Here is a 21604-nt window from a genome sequence, read left to right as displayed (position 1 = left end):
ATTTTTTTTCGTCCTAAAAATGGAGTCACAAAACAAAGACAACGCTATCATTTTTATATCCAAAATTTTTTCAACGTTTTCCATTGACTCTTTTGCCAAATTGCCCTATAATAATCAAATAGTTAATTAAGTGAACTAATTACTTTTAAATCAAAAGGAGATTGAACATGACACAAACTGCACAAATGGAACGGCCTGTTGATATTCAGGGGAAACCTTATAATCGTATGTTACTAATGACAGTAATGCTTGTGGGGGCATTCGTTGCTATCTTAAACCAAACGATTCTATCAACGGCGCTTCCTCACATTATGGAAGATTTAAACATCACAGCATCAACTGGGCAATGGCTAACGACAGCATTCCTACTTACAAACGGGATTATGATTCCGATTACGGCTATGCTAATCGGTAAAATCAACTCGAAAACACTATTTTTAACAGCAATGATTGTCTTTACAGTCGGTACAGTTATTTCGGCTTTCTCAGATAGCTTTGCTTTACTACTAACTGGACGTATCATCCAAGCAGCCGGGGCCGGTATTCTAATGCCTCTAATGCAAACGATTTTCCTACTTATCTTCCCACCAGATCGTCGTGGGGCAGCAATGGGTATGGTCGGACTAGTTATCGCTTTTGCGCCAGCTATCGGACCCACTTTATCAGGTTGGATCGTTGACAGCTATGATTGGCACATGCTTTTCATTATCTTGATTCCGATTGCCGTTATTGATATTATCTTCGCCTTTTTCGCCATGAGAAAAGTGGTAGAGCTAACGAATCCGAAAATCGATATCCTCTCGATTGTACTTTCGACTATTGGTTTCGGTGCCCTGCTTTACGGCTTTAGTAGCGCGGGTACAGACGGTTGGACAGACAGCCTTGTGCTTACCATGTTCGCAGTCGGTGTGGTTGGTTTAATCCTATTCGTATGGCGCCAATTGAAAATGGAAAAACCGATGCTCGAACTTCGCGTTTTCCAATCACCAGTTTTCACGTTATCAACTATTATTAGTGCCATCGTCATGATGTCCATGATCGGCGCTGAAATCGTATTACCACTTTACATCCAAAATGTTCTCGGTGAAACCGCGCTACACTCTGGTTTACTACTACTTCCAGGGGCGATCGTGATGGGTGTTATGAGCCCGATTACCGGTATTATTTTCGATAAAATTGGACCTAAATTACTCGCAATTGTTGGTATGACATTACTTGTCGCGGGTACGATTCCATTCATGTTCTTGACGAAAGACACGTCTACTATGTACATTATCGTCTTCTACGCCGTGCGTTTCTTCGGTATTTCGATGGTTATGATGCCGATGTCGACAGCTGGTATGAACTCGTTGCCACTGAACATGATGAGCCATGGTACAGCGGTGAACAACACGATTCGCCAAGTTGCCGGTTCGATTGGTACAGCGATTCTAATTACAGTCTTGAGTAACGTAACGAAAGACAATATGCCTGGAAAAGCTTTGGCGATGACGGATCCACAAGCCTTCCAAAGCCAAGCATTAACAGCGAACCTTGACGGTATGAAAGCAGCGTTCCTCGTTGCCGTAGCCTTCGCGGTTGTAGGTTTGATTCTGAGCCTATTCGTGAAAGATATCCGTCCTCAAGGTAAAAAAACAGTAAGTAAATAAGCGAAAAATAGAAACGCATGCGCTGAGAAATCATCAGTGATGCGTTTCTTTCTTTACCTAGCTCCTTTCAACATAAAAATATGCTAAGATAGTAAAAGAGTTTCTAACTTAAGAAAAGGGTGTTTTAGATGGAATTTGTTTTGATTTTGTTGCCGATTTTCGGAATTTTCGCGATTGGCTTTATTGGGCAGAAAACGCTCAAGTTTGATATTCCGAATTTGTCGAAGTTGACGCTTTATTTAATGTCGCCGTTTTTGGCGTTTAATACGTTTTACACGAATGCATTGACGATGGATTACGCGTATTTGCTGATTTTCGTCGTTGGGCTTTGTTTGTCAATTATTGCGATTATTTATGTGATCGCGAAGGTGATGAACTACGATATTCAAGATGCCTGCGCGATGATCTTAGCCTCGGCATTTATGAATAATGGAAATTACGGAACGCCTGTCGTTTTACTGATTTTCGGCGCGGCTGGGCTTGATATTGCAGTTATTTTGATGGTGCTACAACAACTCGCGATGAGCACGATTGGGGTATTTTTCGCAGCTCGGGGAAGTTCGCAAAATGCTAGTATGAAAATCGTCTGGCAACGCGTCATTCGGATGCCTGTCGCATACGGTGCATTACTCGGAATTCTCTTGCAGCTCGTTCATTTCCCGGTCCCAGCTAGCGTCATGACATGCGTGAAACTAGTTGGTGATGCTGCGATTCCAACGATTATGATTGTACTCGGCATGCAACTTGCGGTCATCTCGTTTCGCCGCATTGATATCCCAAAAGTATCGATTTCGCTTATTTTGCGACTGCTCATTTCACCCCTGATTGCCGTTTTATTTACGCTGATTTTGCCGGTGGATACGATGACGAAGCAAATCATGATTCTGCTTGCTGCAATGCCAACTGCCGCGAATACAACATTGCTCGCTGTCCAATTTAACACCAAGCCCGATCTTGTTTCCAGCACTACTTTTATCAGCACTGTTCTCAGTATTGTCACAATTCCAGTCGTTTTATGGATACTTTCCCCTTAAACTAGTGACAAATTAAAATTTTCATGATATAGTTAACTCTCTAAAATAATATTTCAAACATCATGCCAATTAATTGTCCCTACAGCCCAATGTGAATCTATGAGCTAGGAGTGGTATCTTTTTGAAAAATTTAATCGTCGCTTCTGAGTATCGCAAACTCCACCTGTTACAAACACTATTCGAAGCCCCGCAAAACTATCAAAAAAAAGAACTGGCAAACATCTTAGATTGCTCTATTAAAACGTTAGAGCGCGATATTTTGTCTCTGCAAGAACTACTTGATTCAGATGTCGCTCATGTTTATGAAGACTCCTCCAAAAACATCCTGCTTGATGTCGGTGAACAAGTCAATTTTTCCTATCTTTATGCCCTTGTAGTCAGTAATTCCCATCTTTATTTACTGGCAAAGGATATTTTTACGGGCCAAAAGATGAGCTTAGCTGAGTGGGCGAATGAGCATTACACTAGCCTCCCTACGATGTATCGCCGCGTCCGTCAAATCGATACGTATCTCGCCGAAAGTAACCTTATTTTAGAAACGCAACCGCTTGCTATTAAAGGTTCCGAGATTAACCTCCGTTTTTTTTACTACCAAATCTACAGTAAATCCTACCCGTACACCGAATGGCCATTTCCAGATATCCCTTATGAAATCGTCAACCAATTTATCCTCCAAGTCGAAGCTTTTTACCACATCCGTTTTTCACTATCTTCACGAATCCAATACGCGATTTCTATTGCAGTTTCCTTAATACGCATGCAGCAAGGCAATACTCACACATTTCAAGAGCACTGGTTACAAACTTGGGACGCATTCGCTGCCTCACAACCCGAGGGCATCTCGATTGATTACAGTATACTTGAACAACTCATTGGCATGCCATTATCAAGAAGTGAACGTTTTTTCACGTTAGCCTCTACTTTCTGGAGTCACTTCACACATACAGACGATTTTTTCCTAACCGCACGCGCCACATTTAGCCCCTCCACCTATGTGCCAAAATATACGCTCGCCTCTGAACTTACTAGTATTTTGGCTGAATATCCTAGCACTGAGAGGGATTTTGCGATTACCGAAACGATCGATTTTCTATCTTGTTTCACCTTCATAGATAACATAAATATTTTACCAGATATACCTCTACCTCAAGTTCCCCTAGAAAAAGCTACTCTCGCCGATCAAATTCATAAAATCTTAACGAAATATGAATCACATCCTGATTTCCGCTTTATTCGTCAAAATAAGTTGGTGATTACAAATCATTTAACCGATATTTATAGTATCCTCACACAGCAAACACAGCACTATGATACGCTCCATATTAAAGTCATTTCGAAAAAAGGCTATTTATGGGAAAATTATCTTCGTGGAGAAATTGAGCGAAAATACTCAAAAAATCAGATTCGCATTTGTAATGACATGACGATGAACGAACAACATTCGAATATCGATTTAATTATCAGTGACTTCCCATTCTATGAACAGACGGAGATTCAAGCGGATGGCTTACTTTGGAATATTCCGCCTTCGTTAACAGATTTCGCTCAGTTAGATAGTATTTTAGAGCGCCAGAGAGCATAAGAAAAGCAGGTAAGTTGGACTATGTATACAAATCCAGCTCACCTGCTATCTTTTTATGGCATCAACAAAATTTTACCTGTACTTTTTCTACTTTCCAGCAAATCATGTGCCGCTTTTCCGTCTGATAAGGCGAATTTCCGTGGCTTGTTCACCGTTATTTTTCCAGTACTAATCATATCAAACAAAGCACGCGAACGCTTAATCCGTTCTTCTTTACTCGTTAAAAAGCTCCACAAATCGCCGCCTGTCAATGTTTTTGAAGTATCCATCAACATCCGTGGATCGACCGCAGCAGGATCGCCGCCAGACATGCCGTAAAAAACAACCGTCCCTTTTTCGCGTACCGTCTGGAAACTATCCATCAGCGTTGAACCTACAGAATCATAGACCACGTCCATTTTTCCAGCGAGTTTCTCTGCCCAATTATCACTATATAGCAAAACCTCTTCCGCACCTAGTTTCCGTGCAACTTCGGCTTTTTCTTCCGTAGAGGTGAGGCCAATCACTTTACCGCCGAGTGACGTAATAATCTGCGTCAACATCTGGCCAACACCGCCTGCAACCGCATGAACAAGCGCCACGTCTCCGTATTTAATCGCGTAACTATCTTTTGCCAAATAGCTCGCCGTCAAGCCTTGCAGCAGAACAGAAGCCGCGACCGCATCCGAAATCGCATCAGGAATCGGAATCGCTTGTGTCACTGGAACGGCAACAAGCTCGGCATTCGCAAGTGGCACATCAACAAACGCAACCCGGTCGCCAATCGCGAAATCCGTCACACCCGCACCAAGCGCCTTCACAACTCCCGCCCCCTCATAACCAAGTATGTACGGCGGTTCCCCAACAAGATGGTAGTTTCCTTTGCGCCGATAAATATCCGCAAAATTCAAACCAATCGCAGTCGTTTCAAGCAAAATTTCACCCGCTCCTGCTACGGCATCTGGAATCTCTACATATTGCAACACGTCCGAATTTCCAAACTCATTAAAAACCAACGCTTTCATAAAATCGTCTCCAATCTCTCATTTATGTAAGAAAAAAATAGGGTTAAATTCCAAATAGAGCAGAAAAACGCCTAACCCATCACTTTGAGTAAGACGAAAATTCTGCTTTGCACAAATCGAGCGAAAGCGTTTGTATTCGATAAATCTGGTGGAAGCCGGAAGCGGAGCATACTGGTGTATGTGAGAACCGGAAGTCCGCCAGATTTATCGAATGCGAGCGTTTGTCGCCGATTTACTTTGGCTATCATCCCTATTCGCTTATTCTGCAGCTGCTGCTTGCTCTGCCTCTGCTTTTTCACGCATCCGTTCCCGAACGCCTTTTTTCTTAATTTGCTTACTACGCAATTGACCACACGCCGCGTCAATATCCGTCCCATGTTCGCGACGAACGACACAGTTAATTCCTTTACGCTTCAATGTCTCATAAAACGCGTCAATAACCTCCGTATCGCTACGTTGATACTGATCGTGCTCGTCGACCGGATTATACGGAATCAAGTTCACCCAAGCCAGATGGCGCTTCTCACCGATTAAAGCCGCCAGTTCAAGCGCTTCCTGCCTGTGATCATTGACATCTTTTAGCATGATGTACTCATACGTAATACGACGATTCGTTTTCTCCAAATAATACTCGACCGCTTCCATCAATTTTTCCAGTGGATATGTCTTGTTAATTCGCATCACACGCGTACGCAAATCGTTGTTCGGTGCATGTAAAGACACGGCCAAATTGACACGAATATCCTCATTGGCAAAATCAATAATACGCGGCGCCAAACCACTCGTCGAAACCGTAATGTGACGTGCACCAATCGCCAAGCCCTTCTGATCATTCACAACACGAAGGAAATCCATCACGTTATCGTAATTATCAAACGGCTCGCCGATACCCATAACCACGATATGACTCACGCGCTCGCCTTGCCCTTTCGAATCTAAGTAAAGCTGCACGTTCATGATTTGTTCGACAATCTCACCAGCATTCAAGTCACGTTGTTTCTTCAACAACCCACTCGCACAAAAAGTACAGCCGATATTACATCCCACTTGCGTCGTCACACAAACACTCAGCCCGTAAGAATGCGTCATCATAACCGTTTCAATCAAGTTACCATCCGATAATTGGAACAAATATTTCGTCGTACCATCTTTAGATTCTTGTTTAATTTGTTCGTTCAACGTGTGCATCGTGAAGTTCTCCTCCAACATATCCACACACGCTTTATTCAAGTTCGACATCTGCGCAAATTCTGTGACCCGTTTAACATAAAGCCAGTCCCACACTTGCGTCGCGCGGAATTTCTTCTCGCCTTTTTCCTCAAACCAGTCGCCAAGCTGCGCCATCGTTAACCCGTAAATCGAGCTTTTTTCCATTCTTTAAAAACCTCTTTTCAAAATTTCATTACGCCTTATCCAAATTATAACGGTTTTGGCGCCTTATCGCAAGGCTTCCTTTGCCGCATATTCCGCGTGAAGTTCAGCTGTTTTAAAGATGGGAAGCGTCACGTCCTGTTCTCGAATCAACAACTCCAATTCCGTACAGCCCAAAACAACGCCCTGCGCCCCTTTTGCAATCGCTTTTTCAATCACCGCCAGCATCTTCACCCGCGAATCCTCACGTATCACACCCAAACATAATTCCTCAAAAATAATTCGATTCACTTCGTCGCGATCCGTCTCATCTGGAATCTGAACCTCGATCCCACTTCCCGCATAGCATCCTTTGTAAAAATCCTCGACCATCGTGTACCGCGTCCCAAGCAGCAAAATCCGCTCCAATTTCCGCGCTCCAATCGCCCGAATCGTTGGCTCCGCAATATGTATAAGCGGGATACGAGTCGCATCTTCCACCTGACGTGCCACTTTATGCATCGTGTTCGTACAAATCACTATAAAATCCGCACCCGCCCGTTCCAATTTCACCGCAATATCCGCCAAAATGCGTCCAGCCTCGTCCCATCTACCCTCATGCTGCAACTGCTCAATCACATAAAAATCCACACTATACAAAATAATCTCCGCAGAATGGAGTTCACCCAACATTTCACGAACCGTCTCATTAATAATTCGATAATATTCCGTCGTCGATTCCCAGCTCATCCCGCCGATTAATCCGATTTTTTTCACAATCACACACTCCCTTCTAATCTTTTCAGTATAACAAAAAACGACCACTAATTGATCGTTTTTCATCCTATATTCAATAAATAAAAGCTGCGACAAACGCGTCCACCGTTGTATTTTCATGCAAATCACTATGTTGCGCGTTCGAGCCCGTCACAACCTGTTCACTATAATCCGCTACTGCATCATCAAAAATCAGGCGTGAAGCTAACGCGCTCTGAACTGGCACAACGCCATCCGATACCGAATCGCTATCCAAATCTCCCGCAATCGAAAGCACCTTCAAACTCGCATCCAAATTCGAACTTGCCGTAATATACTGCTGCAATTCCGCTGTTCTATTTGCCACATCTACAGAATCCGTCGTCGCTGTATTATCATCCGAATCCAAATCATTAAACGGCGTTCCAATCACGACCAATTTTTCCATCGTAGGCGACGAATCATCCGCTAATTCCTCCGCATACGTCGTTAGCGCCAAGCCACCGTTCGAGTGCCCAATCGCATTGTATTGCGTCACGTTATACTTCTTCTGAATATCTTTTATTACCGAGTCGACCCACTCAGCCTCTTGGTCAATCGGTGCATCATTATTCTCAAACACAATTTGGATAAAAGGATTTTTCGACTTATCGCTCAGTGTTCCTTGATATTCCAACGTGCCATCTTTTTTCACCAACACAATCACTTTATCCGTGGATTTGCCATATGTAGCTGTGATTCGCGAAATCATCCCGTTGAAAGAATTCGCGGTTCCATGCGTTCCATGAACAAGCACAATCGGGGTCGTGTCCGATAAATCAACATCCTTGACCTTCGCTGAATATGCCTTTATTGATCCAAATAAAGCAACTGCCACAAAAAAACATCCGCCAAACAACGCCAATTTCCGCCACATACCACATCAAACCCCTTCTGTTTCATTCTCATATACTTACTTTACCCATAAAAGATGAACAAATTATTACCAAAATATTAGGTTTTAAAGAAGTTTTGAAGATTTGGTTTAGAAGTTCGGGATTTGGGGTCGGATTGATTAAACATATTACCTGCTACAGGCGTTTGGTTTTCCGCGTATCTATCTGTTTTGATATTATTCCTCATTTCCCGTTGCAATCGCCCACTGATGGATTACATGCTCGTTTCACTCTCATGCATATTGAGGCTCGGTCGTTTACTGGTCCTTAATTGTTCTGTAGTTTTTCATGTTCTTGCTTGCCAACTTTCTAATTCTCTGATAGAATCTAAGTTTTTATTTTTCTCACATTTCATACGCTTGTCGGTTTCGCCAACTCGCTCACGCTCCTAGCCATATTGGGGGACTAGCTCAGGGTGTGACTCTTCGCAAGTCCCCCAATAATTACTTTGACACATAGAGTAATCCGTGGTATTATTACTCTATCAGATAGAACACTGTGCGCGCAGTTGTATTTTTGAATACTTTGGAGGTTTTAAAAATGATAACTATTAAAAAACATGTCGAACAATTATTCGCAGATATTCCGGTAACGGAGGAAAGTTTATTCATGAAAGAGGAAATCTTGCACGGTCTCGAGGACAAAGTTGATATTCTTATGGCACAAGGAAAATCGGAGGAGGACGCGATCAATAAAGCGATTGTGGAGCTCGGTGATTTGACAGATTTACGTATGGAACTGGCCGAGGCTCGTGTAAAACCGCCTAAAGCCTATCTTGCTTGGACGCATTTCCAATTCTCACTCGTTGGTGCGGCGCTCATCATTGGTTTGCTGCTATTCATCAATATTTCCTACACACCAACCGTTCTTTGGGTCGTTTTCCCAGCTTTTGCAATCGTTTGGTGGCCGCTCGCCATGTACTTTAGATGTCTTCGCGTTCAAGGGGAGGTCATGAATTGAAAGGTTTAGTCAGTTTTTCTATCGTCGGTAGCGCGATTTGTATGTTTTTCCTAGTCATGCTTAATTATTTCCTAACACCAACGCTCGACTGGAGCATCTATCCATGCATCGCCCTACTTCTTTGGCCCTTATCCATGTATTTCGTTTACCGCCAAAATTTGAAGCAGTTCGCATTCTTCACAAGCTCTGTCTTCATTATCTTGCTAACTGTTATCAATCTACGCGAAACGCCAAACGTCCTCTGGGTTCTATATGCCCTTTATCCGCTTGTTTTCTGGCCTGTTTTTACAGCTTTCGGGAAAAAAGCTTACACGATGACTGCCGCAGTGATTGGCGCTACGACAACGATAATCTATTATGCCTTGCTTAACATTGCCTTTTCACCAAGCTATCCATGGGTCATCGCAATTATTTTCGCAGTCGGTTGGTGGCCTTTATCGCTATACCATGCCAAACACAAGTCCTTTTTCGCCTTTTCCATTCAAGCTAGTATTTGGATTAGCGCCTTTGTGATCGGCATGAACTGGGCATTCTCACCAAGCGTAATTTGGGCGATTTATCCAATTTTCGCTGTTGTATGGTGGCCAATCTCAGTGTACTTTTTTAGTGCAAAACGTCACATAACAACTTTATAATTCGGCGCATATATGGTACATTCAAATAGACTCAAAAACTTTATTTGAAGGAGCTATTATAAAAATGGAAAATCAACTAGACGAAAAAGCCGTTTTACGTGCCCAGTTGACAAATCCGCGCTGGATGACATTAACGCTCGCGATTATTTGTACGCTGTTCGCCCTATTCACCTTGCTAGGTGCGTTTTTCCTATTCACGTTATCAACGAAGGGCGTTGGGGCCGACGCGATTCATGCCTTACAAATCGCGCGAATTCTAGCATCCGTATTCTGCGTCCTGTACGCGATTTTTGCCTTACTACTATTCAATAATTACTCCAAGCTCAGAAAAGGCATTGCCGTCCCAAAAATGCTTTATTTCGCGCTAAGTGTGTTTGTTATTTTATCGGCAGCAAACAGCATCTTCAGTGGACAATTGGGCGGCGTCTTCCTACCACTTATCATCTTATTATTCGCAATCAAAATCATCTTAGACCTAGGCAAAATAAAATAATCCAAAACCAACGAAAAACCTACTGGACTCTCAGTAGGTTTTTCTGTGTCTAAATTACGCTTATCAAAAAAAATTTTTGTCGATATATATAAAGTAATTTTTTTCACACGAAATTCTAAAAACATTTCGCCATATACACAAAAAAATGTAACTTTTTATACTTTTATATAACTTGAGCCTTTCTTAAATGTGTCTATTTTGTGTCTTTATATATTTTTTTGTGTTTTCCCTCGCATTTTCTTGGGTAATCAAGTAAGGAAAGTCACTTTATCGTAAATAATGTGTCTAAAATATGAAGACAGAGGTGCAATTACCATGAAAAAATACGTAATGATCTTTTTTCTAGCGATATCCTTATTACTCGTCATTAGTGATAAAACATATGCTCAAACAGCCGCTGAACAAAATATGTCACTCAACAACTGGAAAGTATCATTGACTGGTAAAGCTTTCCCCAACTCTAATGTTGCCTTAAAACTAACTTTAGCTGAAAAGGAACGCGAACTACAGCAAAGCGTACTAAGCAGACTAAACAAAGATCCAAAGAAAAACTATCTCTTTTCGAACATTACAGCTTGGAAAACGACTTCTACACAAATCACCATTATCGCTTCAAACATTCAAAAAATGGCGATTTTATACCAAACACCAAACTCGATTTACTATCACAAACCAGCACTTAAACAAGATATTCTCTACTCACTAAACTGGTTTCACACCAATATCTATAATGAAAAAGTCAACGCATCATCCCCTTATAACTGGTATGATTTGCAAATTGGTACACCTATTGCGCTTGTGAATACATTAGCCTTAATGAAAACAGACCTCCCTGCTGCTACTCTACAAACTTATCTAAAAGCTATTGATCATTTTGAACCAGCAACTGCTGGTGAACGGACGATTGGAACTGGTGCTAACCGCATTAATAAAGGCTTTGTAATAACATTACGGGGTGTTATAGGGAATGACCAATCCAAAATAAATCTCGGTGCTGAAATTGTAAGGCGCGTTTACACACCAGTCACTTCTGGCGACGGTTTTTATGCAGATGGATCATTCATTCAACACACCAATACACCGTACACAACTGGTTACGGCGCTGATGTTTTAGCTAGAAGTGCTGATTTTTATCAATTGCTGGCTGGTACGAAATCCTTTGGCAGTTTCCGCTCCCTCCCAACCATGTTCAGCTACCTCGATAATACGTACCTTCCCGCTCTCTATAAAGATGAGGTGCTGGATATGACCCGAGGCCGTGGCGTTTCGCTAAAAGCTGTTACAAATGAACAAGTCGCGCACACAATAATCTATGATATGTTTACCATCAGTCAAAAAAATACAAATATCGCATATCGCGCGAAATATGCCAATATTATAAAATCTTCAATTATCAGTCAATCCTTAAAAACTGATTTCTATAAAAATCTAACACTGCCACAAGCCCAAGCATTCCAAGCTATCTTGTTGAACAAAAAAATCTCTGCCACCTATCCAACGCGGACCCAAAACAAAATGATTGCCAGTGCAAGTCAAATGGTTGACACAAAACCCTCTTATGTCGCTGGAATCAGTATGTTTTCTAAAAAAGTATCCGCTTTTGAAAGTATCGGTGGCCAAAACAAACTCGGCTACTATACAGGTACCGGCTCCCTTTATCTCTATAATGGCGATGAAGCATACGAGGGCAATTACTACCCAACCGTTGACATGACTAGTCTCGCGGGTACCACCACCGATCATAAAACAAAACCGATTACCGTAGACAATGCCAAATACTTCAACCCCCAACCCTGGTCTGGCGGCGTCTCCGATCAACAAAACGGCTCAGCAACGATGCACTACAACATGAAAAATGTGACTGGAAGCACGCTCGATGCACGCAAATCCTGGTTCTTTTTAAACGGTAGAATCGTCGCTTTAGGAGCCGGCATCACCTCAAAAGAAAATCTAAACACTGAAACTATTGTTGAAAACCGTAAATTGCTCCATACGAATCTCAATACATTCGTCGTTGGCGGTCAAACAATAAATCTCGGTCAAACCAAAAATATCACGACCAAGTGGGCCTATCTAAACGGTGCAAGCCCAAGTCAAAGTATCGGCTACGTTTTCCCGACCGCCACCAACGTCACAGCCTACAAAAAAACAAAGGCAGGCAACTGGAATACACTAAACATTCGAAATCGCAACGAACTAGTGAGCGCAAACTATGCAGGCATCACGATCTCCCACGGCAAAAAACCAACAAATAAATCCTACAGCTACATCCTACTACCAGGAAAATCCAAACAAGCAACCGAAGCTTACAGCAAAAAAATCGATATCGAAATCCGCGCTAACAATCTAAATCAACAAGCCGTGTTCGATAAATCGCAGAATCTTTGGATGGCAAATTTCCGCCAAGCTAGCACGCTAAACGGTATCGTAGCTCAAACCCGCGGCTCCATCATGATCCGCAAATCCGCGACATTACAAAAAGTCACATTATCAGACCCATCGATGGAACAAAGTAAAATTGTATTTTTAGTACCCAAAGTTACAGGTCACAAAATCAAAAGTAAATCCCCAGAAGCAAGTGTCACAACACAAGGAAAGAACTGGCGCATTCAAATCAATACCGCTGCTAAAAATGGCAAATCATTTAGCGTTCTGTTTGGAAAATAAACATCCTAAAAAATAAGCAGGATCACGCATCACAGCGCGAGTCCTGCTTTAATTTTTTATAATACAAGCGATAAAAGCATCATAATCTGGTAGTCCTAAAATCGTCTCGTCGTCATGCTCATTTAACACATAATATAAATAACTGAAAACCTTCAACTCCGTACTCACATTTGGATTCACACAAGCAATCAAAGCATTCTGTACAAGCGTTCCATCCACCTGAACCGGCCTCACTAAATGTACAAAAACAGCAAAAAATGCTTGATTCCGTTCCGTCGTACAGTGCGGTAATGCCAGATGATTAATCACTAAATTATTCCCTTTTTGCTCACGTTCCTGAATTTTAAACGCTTCATCTGGGGTTAAAATCGCTTTTTCTACAAGTTCCTCGCAAATTCCGCGCACAATCATGTCCCAATCTTCTTCCGCTTTGTTATCATAATCCATCGCCAAATCCTTGGGGAAAAAAGTACAAATATTTTTGCGGACATCAATTTTTTCTAAAGTGTCTTGAATTTCCTGCAACTCCAGTTTCGTAATTATTTTCTTAATTTCAATACATGCCACACCTGCATCCATATCCGGATAAACTGCATGATTATTCAATAACAACTTAATATCCTGCTGCTCAAGCGTCTGTTGCAGATCCTTTTGGTGCATCACGACAATGACCTCCACCGTCTGAATCTCCCGCTCAATCATCTGTTTATTAATGCTAGCCACTGCATATTGATCCGAAAATAATACCACTTTTGCCGCGGCTTGCCTTCCTCGCTCCATCGCACACGAGAAATAAAGTCCAATTAAATCGATATCATACAATTCGATACCAAATAACTCATTCACATTAGCCACAAACGTAATACTCAAATCAAAAGCCAATGGATAGACCGCCTTAATATTAGAAATGTTATGCAACTTGCGATCATGCAAAATAATTGGGTACGCAATACTTCGCTTCAAATGCCCCACCAACTGCTCCACCAATTCCATATCAAAGACTAGCGCACCATATTGCTCTCCTTGCCTCTGCAAAATTTCCTGCATCGCGCTCGCCGTAATCGCCTGACTTTTCCGTTGTTGCATCGTAAAAAACTGTGACAACAGATGTTGCGCCGCCACCGGAAGCTCTAACTCTTCCAAAAAAGAAGTTTCCTGTGCATCCTCCTTATCCCCCAAAACAATCGCCGCCAAAATTAAACTCGCTAGATGGGCAGAATGAATATTTGGATAATAGTTTGCCACGTCTAGCTCCCTAATCCTCCGTAATAAAGCATCATATTCACCCTCTGGAATTTCTAAACGCTCACAGAAGAAAATAGGATTCTTATCAATCAAATTCGCCAAGACAATCATTTTTCGGAATAAGGCCTCGTCCAAATAATGCCCATAATTCGGCTTTGATTTAATCTCCAAACGGTTCGCATAATGTCCCCGCAAAAAAACAATTTTCTCCGATATCATCGGTTTTGACAAAAATAAAGTAGCCGCTAAATCATCGAGTGTCCGAAAATCATGGCGCAACAGCTCCAGCAAAATAAGCTCATCGTCGTACATTGACTGATGCAAAAGCTTCCGATAAGCCATTTTATCCTGAATATACAATTGGTATCCACCCGCTTGACTAGAACTGATTTCCCCCACCGATTGAAGTAAGTGGTTCATTTGAGAAATATCCCGCAAGATCGTTCTTTTTGAGGTTCCTGTTAATTTTGCGAGTTCTAAACCGCTTGCTTTGCCATTTTCCAGCCGTTCCATGATTTGTATTTGTCGCTGATTTAGCATCGTTTTACCCCCTTAATGTCAAAATTGCTTTATGCATCCGTTCTAAACCATCGATTAGCTTGCTTCGCGAACACGCCACGTTCATTCGTAAAAATCCTTGCCCACCATACGTTTCACCCGGCATGATTGCCACTTTTCCAACATGAATCAGCGCATCTTGTAAGACTTCTTTCGACACACCAAGCATAGAAATATCCAGCCAAGCCAAGTACGTTCCCTCTGGTATCTCAAAATGAATTTCTGGCATGTGATTCGTGATATAACTTTTCAGAAAATGCATGTTGCTTTCCAAATGTACCACCAGTTCATCCACATAATCCGCGCTTTCATTGTAGGCGGCCATCATCGCATACATGCCTAGAATACTGACCGACGAAAGCGCATCACGTTGTTTCAACTGCTTCAAAAAGGCTTCACGAAGTAACTTGTCCGGCACCAACAAATAAGACCCCATCAATCCCGGCGTATTCATCGTTTTACTAGCCGACGTGCAAATACACATGTTCGTAGGATTTTCCACCAGACTCAGAATCGGCGTATAGCGCGCATTCCCATACACAATATCCATATGAATATCATCAGAAATAATAAAAACGCCCAATCGCTCACAAATTTCAATAATAGCTGCTAATTCCGCTTTTTGAAAGACACGCCCCGTTGGATTATGCGGATTCGTCAACAGTAAAATCTTAGCTCCCTGCAACTGCTCCTCCAAACGCTCAAAATCAATGCGATACGTACCATTATCCCACAAAAGCTCATTTTCAACTAGTTCGCGATTATTTTCCTGAATCAGGCTATAAAAAGCATCATACATCGGGGAAAAAACCACCACACGATCCCGTTCTACACTTTTCAAGCGTATTAAAACCGAAATCGCATAACAAACCGTAGGACTATATAACACCCAATCCATGTCAAAATGCGCATCGAAGCGCTTCTGATACCAATCAATAATACTCCCCTTAAACGCCTCATGATTCCACCTCGAATAGCCAAAAACACCGTGCGCAACCCGTTCCTGAATCGCCTCAAGCACTGGCGTTGCAACCCGAAACTCCGTATCCGAAATCGAAAATGGCAGTAAATCCGCTTCACCAAACCGATCCTCAATATAATCCCACTGCGTACAATATGTATTTTTACGATCCACGACCTCATTAAAATCGTATTTTCCCATGTTCATTCAGCTCTTTCCTATGAAAAGCCCCGCGCGTCCGCCGAGCTTTCCGAATTTTATCCAATATAACGACAAATCGTCGCATGTTTTTCCGCATTATACGTCGCTAAAAACTGATCTAGCAATGTCGCCAAACTATCATAATCTGCCCGCGAAATCATCGACGAATTGGCATGCAAGTAACGCGTCGGCAAGCAAAACGCAACAACCGGACGACCGCCACCCATCACATTATAGCGCCCACCATCTGTTGCCCCCGTTTTCATCGTACAAAACTGCAACGGTTCCTCCATACTCCGCGCCGTATCAATCAAGTCCTGCTTCAATTTTTGATGTGGAATATAACGTTTGTCAAAAAGCGCCAATGCAGCACCTGAACCAAGTTTTAGCGGAAATTTAATCCGATCAAAGCCCGGCGTATCTCCAGCAACCATCGTGTCAATGACAATCGCAATATCCGGTGCAATCGCTTCCGCCGACGCTTGCGCACCACGAAGCCCGACCTCTTCCTGTACCGTAGCCACCGCATACAACGTGATTTCCTCGTTCTCACATCGTTTGAAAAGCTCCGTCACAAGCGCGCACCCAGCCCGATTATCAAGCGCCTTCCCTAAAATTCGATCCGACGTCAATTCCGCAAAATTAGGCTCTGGACAAACAAAATCACCCACCGCGACGCCCATAGACGCCACCATTTCCGCCGAGTCCGCCCCGATATCAATAAACATCGCGTCATGACTCATCGGGCGCGCCTTATCCGCCTCACTCAGCGCATGCGGGGCAATCGAACCGATAATCCCCGCCACTTTTCCTGACCCAGTCCGAATTTCCACCCGATGGTTCAACATACTCTGATTCCACCATGAACCGACCGTATCAAAAGACAGAAACCCATCCTCCGAAACATGCTTCACGATAAAACCAACCTCATCCATATGCCCAATAATCGCCACTTTTGGCCCCTTGGAACCCTTGCGCGCGATAAAACTGCCCAAACCATCGAATGTGATTTCGTCCGCTTCATTTACCAATTCTTTGTACAAAATTTCCCGGATTTCTTGCTCATCACCACTAGTTCCCGATGCCATCACCAGTTGTTTCAGTAAATTCGTCTCCATCTTTTCGTTTCGCCTCTTTCCGTTTTAACCACCAAGTTTTCAGTACAATAATGAGGAAAATATTCAAAGCTAAACCAAACGCTAAAACAAGATAGAACCAGTACCACGGTGACATCAAGCCAATTAGCGGGTCAAACATTCCAATCCCAGGTGCTAGCCTTTGAATCCCAAACATAATCGTCAACATCCCAGCAATCCCACCACTAAGCGTGTTTGCCGTAATCATCGGAAACGGAGCCGCGAGCGCGTACGGAATCGCAGGCTCTGTCGCAACCGTCGAACCAACAATAATCGAACTAATCGCCGCACCTTTTTCCTGTTTTGTGAATAATTTTGGTGCGATAAAAGTCGAGATACCAGCAGCCATTGGAGGCATCAACGCTACAACACCAACGATCGCATACCAATCATAAATTCCTTTGTCAAGCAGCGAGAAGCAGAAGAACCAAGCCGTTTTATTCACCGGACCACCCATGTCAAATGCAAGCATCGCGCCAACCAAGAACGCTGCAGCCAGTTTCATTTCAGTCGGAATCGTGTTCAAGAAATGAAGCATTCCGTCCATCATGCCACCCATCACAGGCCCTAATACGTAAAATGTCAAAATACCAAAGATAAACAACGTCACAAATGGAATCAACATCGAACCAAGTAGCGGTTGCAACGCTTTGCCCAGTTTGACTTTTCGGAAGTATTTCACAAAATAACCAATCGCAAGTCCGAGAACTACCGCGCCTAAAAAGCCAGCGCCCGACTCCGTTCCAAGCATCGTGTTATCATTCGCCAAATACGTGACCAGAAACGCCGGTGCAAAGGCGGGTTTATCCCCAATCGAGCTCGCAATATACGCACCCATAATTGGAATCATAAATTTGAATCCTAAATAACCAATCGTCTCAACGACCCAAGTAAACGACGGATCGCCATTCGCCATATCGACATACGGCATACCAAATTGCACGAGCATATTCGCAATCGCTACGAGTAATCCACCACCGATAACGAACGGCAATGCAGCAGAAACCCCTGCCATCAAATGACTCATCACGCTTCCAGTCGGCGCCTCTTGATTCCCAATTTTAATATTGCTATCCGTCGTAAATAACGTTGCTTTACTTTCCAAATCATCATAAATCGTCTCAATCTGCTTCAAAGCCTCCGAAACCTTCAGCTCCACCACTTTCTTATTCGCAAAACGGAATCGATCTTCCTCACTAATCGTCCGTCCAAGCGCCAGAATCACATAATCTGCCGCCTTAATTTCCGCCGGTGTCAAATGATTCTCCACACCACTCGCGCCTTGCGTCTCCACTTTTATCGTATACCCTAGTGAAACTGCCTTACGTTCCAGCGCCTCGGCCACCATGTAAGTATGTGCAATGCCCGCCGGACAGTTCGTAATCGCTACAATGTTTAAACTTGTCATCGTCCTTCGCTCCCTTTTATGAAATAACGCCTTGAATCAGCGTCAAAATCTCGCTTTTTGTACCTGTTTTTAAATTCCCAACAAATTCAGGATCCATCAGTTTCCGGCTCAACTGCGACAACAGCCGTAAATGTTCCTGCCCGCCAGTTTCCGGAACAAGCAAGCAAATCCAGCAATGCACCGGCTGATCATCCATCGCTTCCCAAGCCACTTGATGCTCCCCACGACCAACTAAAACGCCAACCTCCGCTACAAAAGCCGATTTCGCATGTGGAATCGCAATACCGCCGCCGAATCCAGTAGTCGACTCCTCTTCCCGCAAACAAAGATCCTTATAAAAACCCGCCGCATCCGTCACCTTGCCATTCACAACAGCCAAGTCCGCAAACTCTTGCAAAATTTCCGGTTTTGTCTTTCCTTGCATCTCTAAGTTTATTCCACTAATTGTCATGATTTCCATTTTCACTCAACTCCAAATTCTATTTACTTGCCACATTGACACTGTTTCCTTGTCCTATTTCAGTATAGTTGATAACGCTTACTAATAAAACAATAGAAATGTCACACCGATGATGACATAATGTATAGGAACCTACATTAAAGTTATAATTAAAACTTTTATAGATATACCCTTATACGTATCCTACTCAAAGCAAGCCCCATTTCCTATATGTGAAATCTTTATGAACGTTTACGGCAAAATTGTTTCTTATGTTTATTCAATTAGCCATTCTATTGCAGAAACTCAAACTTTTTTCCTCATTTAGATTAAAATGCATTTTTCTTTTAAATAACTAAATAATACTTTTATGCTTATTTTTATGAAAAACAGTAACTCCATTGATTTTATTAGGAATAAATATAACATTTTAAAAACGGCGTCAAAATGACCTATTTCCCTCCCGTTCTATATTTTCCATCCCATTGCCTTTTACTAGTTCACCCGCTAAACTAAAATGAGAACCGAAAAGGGAGGAATTATTAATGAAACAGTTTTTCAATAAACGCTTTGCTGCTTTAGTCATTATTTTTGCGGTCTTTTTTGCATCTTTTGCACCAGCAGCGAACGCTAGTATCTTGAACCCGGCTATTTACACAGTCTCTGGAACAGTATACGCAGACACAAATGGCAATGGCGTGATGGAATTACACAACTTAGACTTACCACTCGCGAACATGTCCGTAACACTTCACAAAACACTAGCTGACGCACAAGCAGGAACAAATGCCGTTGCTAGCGCTAAAACAAATGCAGTCGGTGTTTACAACTTCACGAAACTTGCAAAAGGGAGCTACTTCATCAAATACGGCACAGAAACAACAACAAAACCAGTCGTACAAGGCAATTCGGCAACAGACGCAACTGGCAAACAAATTCCAGGCATCGCGGCAATCACAATCAACACGCTGAACGTAGTCACTTGGGCAGACTTAGCAACAAAGAAAACAACAAACCTCACAATGACACCTTTTCAAGACTTAAATGGTAACGGCATGAAAGACAGCAACGAATCCATTTCAGATGGAAAAACACTTATCTTCATTAACTTAGAAAAAACAGCAGACCTTATTTCAAGCGGTCGTTTATCAGAACTTGATTTAAACTCTAAAATTATGGGCGCGCTCGGCGGTAGCTTAGACATCGAAGACGCGATCCTTTTCAGAACAAGCGCTAAAGGTGCCGCAATCACAATGCCAAACGTTGATCCAGGCATGTACGTGATGGTTCGTTCACCATTTAATCTAACAGTTGGCGATCTACTTGGTAACATCAATAAAGTAACGGCTATTATCGACATCATTTCAGGTGGCGACATCCAAGGAATTTTGGATAACCCAACATTGCTCGACACAGGCGACATCTCAACAACACCGAACAACGACTACATCAAGGCTCTTGCAAACTTCCTACCAAAAGCCATTAAAGCCGTAGAAAAAGTAGATGTAGAAAAAGTTCTAGGTACTGACGCTGCAACAAGTGTCAATGCAACGCTTGCCGATGTCCAATCTGTTGCAACACTACTAAACCACATCCCAGCCATGCGTTTTGCAAAAGTCGACATCTGGGGCAACTCTTATGACCTAACAGCTCTAAAATTCACGAAAACAACAGACTTCCAATTCGGAATTCGTAAACTCCCAGTCATCACTGGTGATCTTTTCGTGGATAAAAACAAGAACGGCAAAAAAGACCTACTAGAGTTTGGTAAAGCAACAAAAGTAACAGCTTACGATGCAAACGGAAACGTCATCCAATCCGTAACAACATCCTCGCTTATTACCAAATTCACACTAGATAAGTTAGCATTTGATAAAACAATCTACATTGGTATCGATGGCACAAACGGCTATAACCCAGTATACACAGGAACAGTTCCTCCTGCATTACAAGGCCTACGTTTAGTTGGTGCGTATACGTTTGATTCGAAGAGCTCTATCCAAGAAATCAAGCAAAACATACCGTTATTACCTTAATTTTCAAAAGCCATTATTCGACGCCAAATCCGTCGAATAATGGTTTTTTTTGTTGGGGTTGTTCGAAATGAAATGAGTTACAACCCCAATATGCATGAGAGTGAAACGAGCATGTAATCCCTCCCGGTTGTTCGAAATGAAATGAGTTACAACCCCAATATGCATGAGAGTGAAACGAGCATATAATCCTTCCCGGTTGTTCGAAATGAAGCGAGTTACAACCCCAATATGCATGAGAGTGAAACGAGCATATAATCCTTCCCGGTTGTTCGAAGTAAATCGAGTTACAACCCCAATATTCCTATGAACAGCCAGAATAGACTATCATTAAAGATTAGTAGAACAAGGATTCGGTACATCTTTGCGATTTTAAAGCTGATTTACCGTTTTTGTAGACTATTAGACTTTTTTTGTTAAATAAATACCTTTCCTGTGCTGTATCTGCTATACTATCCATAGAGAAGTGTAAGACGGAAGGCTAGTCCAATTGGAAGGGTGATGCCTTATCTATCTTAATTTGTCGTTGCCCCAGGAAGTGCAACTAGTGTCTGTGTA

17 protein-coding genes are annotated in these 21604 nt (G+C 42.5%); 8 read left to right on the top strand and 9 right to left on the bottom strand.

Annotated features, from left to right (window positions below; genetic code table 11):
- Positions 1-167: 167 nt before the first annotated feature.
- From HCJ66_RS03485 to HCJ66_RS03475, 3 genes are all read left to right on the top strand, one after another.
- On the top strand, positions 168-1649 hold the full coding sequence (locus HCJ66_RS03485; RefSeq protein WP_187131903.1) for a DHA2 family efflux MFS transporter permease subunit: 1482 nt from the start codon (positions 168-170) through the stop codon (positions 1647-1649).
- Positions 1650-1777: 128 nt separating this feature from the next.
- A complete protein-coding gene (locus tag HCJ66_RS03480; RefSeq protein ID WP_187131902.1) occupies positions 1778-2683 on the top strand; it encodes an AEC family transporter in 906 nt (301 codons plus the stop codon).
- Positions 2684-2804: 121 nt separating this feature from the next.
- Positions 2805-4265, top strand: coding sequence for an AcpB/EbpR/MafR family transcriptional regulator (locus HCJ66_RS03475; RefSeq protein WP_187131901.1), 1461 nt, complete (start codon positions 2805-2807; stop codon positions 4263-4265).
- A gap of 53 nt (positions 4266-4318) precedes the next feature.
- Here HCJ66_RS03475 and HCJ66_RS03470 read toward each other — a convergent pair whose 3' ends face one another.
- The 4 genes from HCJ66_RS03470 to HCJ66_RS03455 all read right to left on the bottom strand — a co-directional run bounded on the left by HCJ66_RS03470 (position 4319) and on the right by HCJ66_RS03455 (position 8291).
- On the bottom strand, positions 4319-5269 hold the full coding sequence (locus HCJ66_RS03470) for a quinone oxidoreductase family protein (protein ID WP_187131900.1): 951 nt from the start codon (positions 5267-5269) through the stop codon (positions 4319-4321).
- 258 nt (positions 5270-5527) lie between these two features.
- Positions 5528-6643: a dual-specificity RNA methyltransferase RlmN gene (gene rlmN / locus HCJ66_RS03465; protein ID WP_187131899.1), complete on the bottom strand. Its 1116-nt coding sequence runs from the start codon at positions 6641-6643 to the stop codon at positions 5528-5530.
- 63 nt (positions 6644-6706) lie between these two features.
- Positions 6707-7396: an amino acid racemase gene (locus HCJ66_RS03460; protein ID WP_187131898.1), complete on the bottom strand. Its 690-nt coding sequence runs from the start codon at positions 7394-7396 to the stop codon at positions 6707-6709.
- Between the two features lie 73 nt (positions 7397-7469).
- Positions 7470-8291 carry an alpha/beta hydrolase gene (locus HCJ66_RS03455; protein ID WP_187131897.1) on the bottom strand — a complete coding sequence of 274 codons (822 nt, stop codon included), beginning with the start codon at positions 8289-8291 and terminating at the stop codon, positions 7470-7472.
- Between the two features lie 559 nt (positions 8292-8850).
- On the opposite strand from HCJ66_RS03455, the gene HCJ66_RS03450 reads away from it, so the two are divergent.
- The 4 genes from HCJ66_RS03450 to HCJ66_RS03435 all read left to right on the top strand — a co-directional run bounded on the left by HCJ66_RS03450 (position 8851) and on the right by HCJ66_RS03435 (position 13065).
- On the top strand, positions 8851-9270 hold the full coding sequence (locus HCJ66_RS03450) for a permease prefix domain 1-containing protein (RefSeq protein WP_181677145.1): 420 nt from the start codon (positions 8851-8853) through the stop codon (positions 9268-9270).
- Positions 9267-9905 (top strand): hypothetical protein, encoded by a 639-nt coding sequence (locus tag HCJ66_RS03445; RefSeq protein WP_187131896.1) that lies wholly within the window; start codon positions 9267-9269, stop codon positions 9903-9905. Before HCJ66_RS03450 ends, HCJ66_RS03445 begins: the two co-directional genes overlap by 4 nt.
- A 64-nt stretch (positions 9906-9969) precedes the next feature.
- Complete coding sequence (locus tag HCJ66_RS03440) at positions 9970-10398, top strand: hypothetical protein (RefSeq protein ID WP_187131895.1); 429 nt, start codon at positions 9970-9972, stop codon at positions 10396-10398.
- Positions 10399-10713: 315 nt separating this feature from the next.
- Positions 10714-13065 carry a polysaccharide lyase 8 family protein gene (locus tag HCJ66_RS03435; protein WP_187131894.1) on the top strand — a complete coding sequence of 784 codons (2352 nt, stop codon included), beginning with the start codon at positions 10714-10716 and terminating at the stop codon, positions 13063-13065.
- Positions 13066-13113: 48 nt separating this feature from the next.
- On the opposite strand, the gene HCJ66_RS03430 is transcribed toward HCJ66_RS03435, so the two are convergent.
- The 5 genes from HCJ66_RS03430 to HCJ66_RS03410 are packed head-to-tail and all read right to left on the bottom strand — an operon-like array spanning position 13114 to position 19034.
- Positions 13114-14850, bottom strand: a complete 1737-nt coding sequence (locus tag HCJ66_RS03430; RefSeq protein WP_187131893.1) for a PTS sugar transporter subunit IIA — start codon at positions 14848-14850, stop codon at positions 13114-13116.
- A gap of 4 nt (positions 14851-14854) precedes the next feature.
- Complete coding sequence (locus HCJ66_RS03425) at positions 14855-16030, bottom strand: MalY/PatB family protein (RefSeq protein WP_187131892.1); 1176 nt, start codon at positions 16028-16030, stop codon at positions 14855-14857.
- Positions 16031-16086: 56 nt separating this feature from the next.
- Positions 16087-17148 carry a zinc-binding metallopeptidase family protein gene (locus tag HCJ66_RS03420; protein ID WP_187131891.1) on the bottom strand — a complete coding sequence of 354 codons (1062 nt, stop codon included), beginning with the start codon at positions 17146-17148 and terminating at the stop codon, positions 16087-16089.
- A complete protein-coding gene (locus tag HCJ66_RS03415; protein WP_187131890.1) occupies positions 17102-18574 on the bottom strand; it encodes a PTS fructose-like transporter subunit IIBC in 1473 nt (490 codons plus the stop codon). The genes HCJ66_RS03420 and HCJ66_RS03415 overlap by 47 nt, the downstream gene beginning before the upstream one ends.
- A 16-nt stretch (positions 18575-18590) precedes the next feature.
- Positions 18591-19034, bottom strand: coding sequence for a PTS fructose transporter subunit IIA (locus HCJ66_RS03410; protein WP_187131889.1), 444 nt, complete (start codon positions 19032-19034; stop codon positions 18591-18593).
- A 524-nt stretch (positions 19035-19558) separates the two neighbouring features.
- Between HCJ66_RS03410 and HCJ66_RS03405 the strand changes: the two genes are divergently transcribed.
- The gene (locus HCJ66_RS03405) at positions 19559-21049 is read left to right on the top strand and encodes an SdrD B-like domain-containing protein (RefSeq protein WP_187131888.1); all 1491 of its coding nucleotides are present in this window, start codon (positions 19559-19561) and stop codon (positions 21047-21049) included.
- The last annotated feature ends 555 nt before the right edge of the window (positions 21050-21604 follow it).

Origin of the sequence: Paenilisteria portnoyi (assembly GCF_014322795.1) — a bacterium.
GTDB lineage: Bacteria > Bacillota > Bacilli > Lactobacillales > Listeriaceae > Listeria_A > Listeria_A portnoyi.
Note: the sequence above shows the minus strand (reverse complement) of the source record. Positions and strands in the feature narration are given on the sequence as shown.